General features: G+C 62.5%; 2 protein-coding genes and 1 pseudogene. 1 reads left to right on the forward strand and 2 read right to left on the reverse strand.

Going from position 1 to position 3307, the window contains the following annotated elements; all coding sequences use genetic code 11:
• Positions 1-271 precede the first annotated feature (271 nt).
• On the forward strand, positions 272-1741 hold the full coding sequence (locus AADA04_RS06335) for an MFS transporter (protein WP_340692407.1): 1470 nt from the start codon (positions 272-274) through the stop codon (positions 1739-1741).
• Here the strand turns inward: AADA04_RS06335 and AADA04_RS06340 are convergent.
• Both AADA04_RS06340 and tuf read right to left on the reverse strand, forming a co-directional pair.
• Positions 1711-2997: a membrane dipeptidase gene (locus tag AADA04_RS06340; protein ID WP_340692408.1), complete on the reverse strand. Its 1287-nt coding sequence runs from the start codon at positions 2995-2997 to the stop codon at positions 1711-1713. The genes AADA04_RS06335 and AADA04_RS06340 overlap by 31 nt on opposite strands.
• A 177-nt stretch (positions 2998-3174) precedes the next feature.
• Positions 3175-3307, reverse strand: a pseudogene (gene tuf / locus AADA04_RS06345) (elongation factor Tu); the annotation flags it as partial.

The raw sequence follows: 3307 nt of genomic DNA on the forward strand, positions 1-3307 counted from the left end.
CCGCCTCCACCACATGCCGAAAGACTGACGGCCAGAACGGCCCCCGCGATCACCCACTGCTTCATCCCGCCATCCTCGCAATACTCATTGATTCCACCCCTAAAGCAGTTCCCCGCCACGTTCCAATAAATACACCCTGGGCGGAAAAACAGTCTCCCGCAGCACCGGCTCACCGAAATGGAGACCTGAAACAGCCGCTCAGCTTTACCCAACGCCAAGACCGTCCGATTAGGGATGACACCCGCATCGGGCTGGTTACAGTGGTCGCACGATGAACTCTGCAACCGCGCACCGTACATCATTGCCCACCCGGATCGCTTATGGATTTGGCTCTGTGGCCTATGGCGTGAAAGACGCTGGCTTCGGCTATTTCCTGCTTCTCTTTTACGGCACGGTGGTTGGCGTCGAGCCTGGTCTGGTCGGCCTCGCCATTTTTATCGCGCTCGTGGTCGATGCCATCAGCGACCCGGTGGTTGGGTACGTGTCAGACAATTGGCGATCGCGCTGGGGGCGTCGGCATCCGTTCATGTACGCGGCGGCGATTCCGGTATCGGTCAGCTACTTCCTGCTCTGGAACCCACCGGACCTCAGTGACGGGCAGATGTTCTGGTACCTGCTCCTGCTCGCCATCCTGATCCGCACATTCATTACCTTCTATGAAACGCCGAGTTCGTCGCTGATGCCCGAACTCTCGCAGGACTATGACGAACGCACCAAGCTGCAGGCCTGGCGGCTTTACTTCGGCTGGACCGGCGGCAATCTCATGAGCGTTCTCATGTTCGGCGTGCTCCTCGTCGCCACAGACAAATACCCGGTCGGCACGCTCAACCGGGACGGCTATGCCACTTATGGCATCATCTCATCGGTCCTGATTTTCCTGGCCATCATGATCTCTGCCCTCGGGACGCATTCCCAGATCAAGTATTTTCACGCGCCGCCGCCGCGCCGAAAGATCGGCCTCGGCACCATTTTCAAGGAAGTCTTCGAAACGCTGGGCGACCGGTCCTTCTTCGCCCTGTTCATCGCCACCCTGTTCGGCGCGGTCGCGTCCGGCCTGTCCGCCGCGCTCGCCTTCCTCATGCTGACCTATTTCTGGGGCTTCTCGGGCAGCCAGATATTCCTGTGGACCTTGCTGGTCTTTCTCTCGGCACTGATCGGACTGCTCGTCGCGCCACGGATCGTGAAGCGGTTCGGCAAGAAGCGAGGCGTCATCTGGCTCGGCGTGATTGCCTTCACGATGGCCCCTGCCCCGGTCATCCTGCGCCTCATCGGCCTGATGCCCGCCAATGGCGACCCCCTCCTCTATCCCATCGTTGCCACGATCAACACAATTGACGTCGCCCTCATCATCGCGCTTCAGGCCGTGCTCTATTCGATGATCGCCGACCTTGTGGAGCAGAGCGAACTCAGGACCGGTCGCCGGTCGGAAGGCGTCTTCTTCGCCGCCGTCACCTTCACGCGCAAGGCCACTCAGGGTCTCGGCGCATTCTCGGCCGGGCTTATCCTTTCATTCGTTTCCTTCCCGCAGGGCGCTGCGGTCGGCGACGTCTCACCGGAAACCCTGTGGCGGCTCGGCGCATGCTATGCGCCGACGCTTCTCCTGCTATGGACATGCATGATCATCGCCGTCGGCTATTACCGCATCGATCGCGGCGACCACGAAGACAACCTCCAGCAGCTCGCAGTGCGCCGGAGCGCCGAAGCGGCGCGTCAATCGGCCGGTGCGGGCGAGACGGACTGAAACACGCGCAGGAAATTGCCGCCCCAGATCTTCTCGATATCAGCGGCCGAATACCCGCGATCGACCAGCGCCAGCGTCACATTGAACGCCTCATCGGCCTCGTTGAAGCCCTCGACCCCGCCGCCATGATTGAAGTCGGTCCCGATCCCGACATGGTCGACCCCGATGCGCGCAACGATATAATCGATATGGTCCATCATGCGGTCGACACTGCCCCGTCCGATGACATCGCGCATCGCTGTCAGGAAGGCGGTTTTCTCCGCCGGGTCATGCAACTCCCAATAAAGCTCATACGGATAGGAATAGGTTTCCGGCAGGCCCGCCTCACGCCGCACAGCCCGGATCCGGGCCAGCAGGTCCGGATCGGACAGGTCCACCAGGTATGCGCCGAAGGCCGCGACATGGATCACGCCGCCGGTCTCGCCGATCCGGTCCATCTCTTCGTCAGACAGGTTGCGTGACACGTCCGACAGAGCCCGCACGTTCGAATGGCTGGCAATCACCGGAGACGTCGACAGGGCAATGGCCTGCAGCGTCGCATCTTGCGACATTTGCGACACGTCGACGATCCCGCCCAGCGCATTGATTCGTTCAATGGCCTGCACGCCCAGTGCCGACAGGCCGCCATGTTCGGCCTCGACCTCATAGGACTTCGTGTCACCATCATATATCGGGCGCGAGCTGTCGGAGAAATCATTGTGCCCCATATGGTTCAGCCCGAACACGCGCACACCCGCCGCATGGAATGTATCCAGCGCCGCGACATCGCCTTCCAGCAACCGGGCGTTCTGGAAGCCCAGGATCACCGCCGTCTGCCCGCGTGCGCGGATCGCCTGCACCTCTTCAGGCGTGGTGGCGATGGCGAGCGATTCATGTGCCGCATCCAGCGCGCGAATCGCGGCCAGCTTTTCGTCTGCTTCCGCGCGGCCGGCGGCGTCGCCTTCCGGCGTGCGTGGGCCGGGCCCGACCGCGACAGACATGACAACCGCGCCAACCCCGCCCGCTGCCAGCTTGTCCGGCGCCACTTTCGACCGACCATCCGGCCCCTGATAGCTCAGCGATGTCGACGGCACGACGATGTCGGCGTGCCCGTCCAGCACCAGGCTGTTCTGGTGCGCGGCCCGGGCCATGTCCATCCGGTGCGCCGCCGTGTCCTCAATGACCGGATGCGCGCAGGCGGCCAATACGGCCAGCGCCGTCGCGGCGCCTGCCATCTGCAAAATGGATCGCCTCAATCCTGTTGTCCCCATGACCATGCGCGTCTCCCCTTTCCGGTTTCTGTTTTTCCGGAGCCTAAGTGCCGCGGCGCGCAGGCACCATCCCCGCGCCAAAGTTTCTGTCTTGCCGCCATCGCCGCGCCCCGAAATCCCGCGCAATGAAAAAGGCCGCCTCCTTCCGGAAGCGGCCTTTGCCGTCAGAACTGGAACCAGTCCCTATTTCTTGATTTCGGACACCACGCCGGCGCCGACGGTGCGGCCGCCTTCGCGGATGGCGAAGCGCAGGCCCTTGTCCATGGCGATCGGCTGGATCAGCTCGACATCCATTTTCACGTTATCGCCCGGAAGC

Origin of the sequence: Hyphomonas sp., from assembly GCF_037969335.1 — a bacterium.
In the GTDB taxonomy this organism is placed as follows: domain Bacteria; phylum Pseudomonadota; class Alphaproteobacteria; order Caulobacterales; family Hyphomonadaceae; genus Hyphomonas.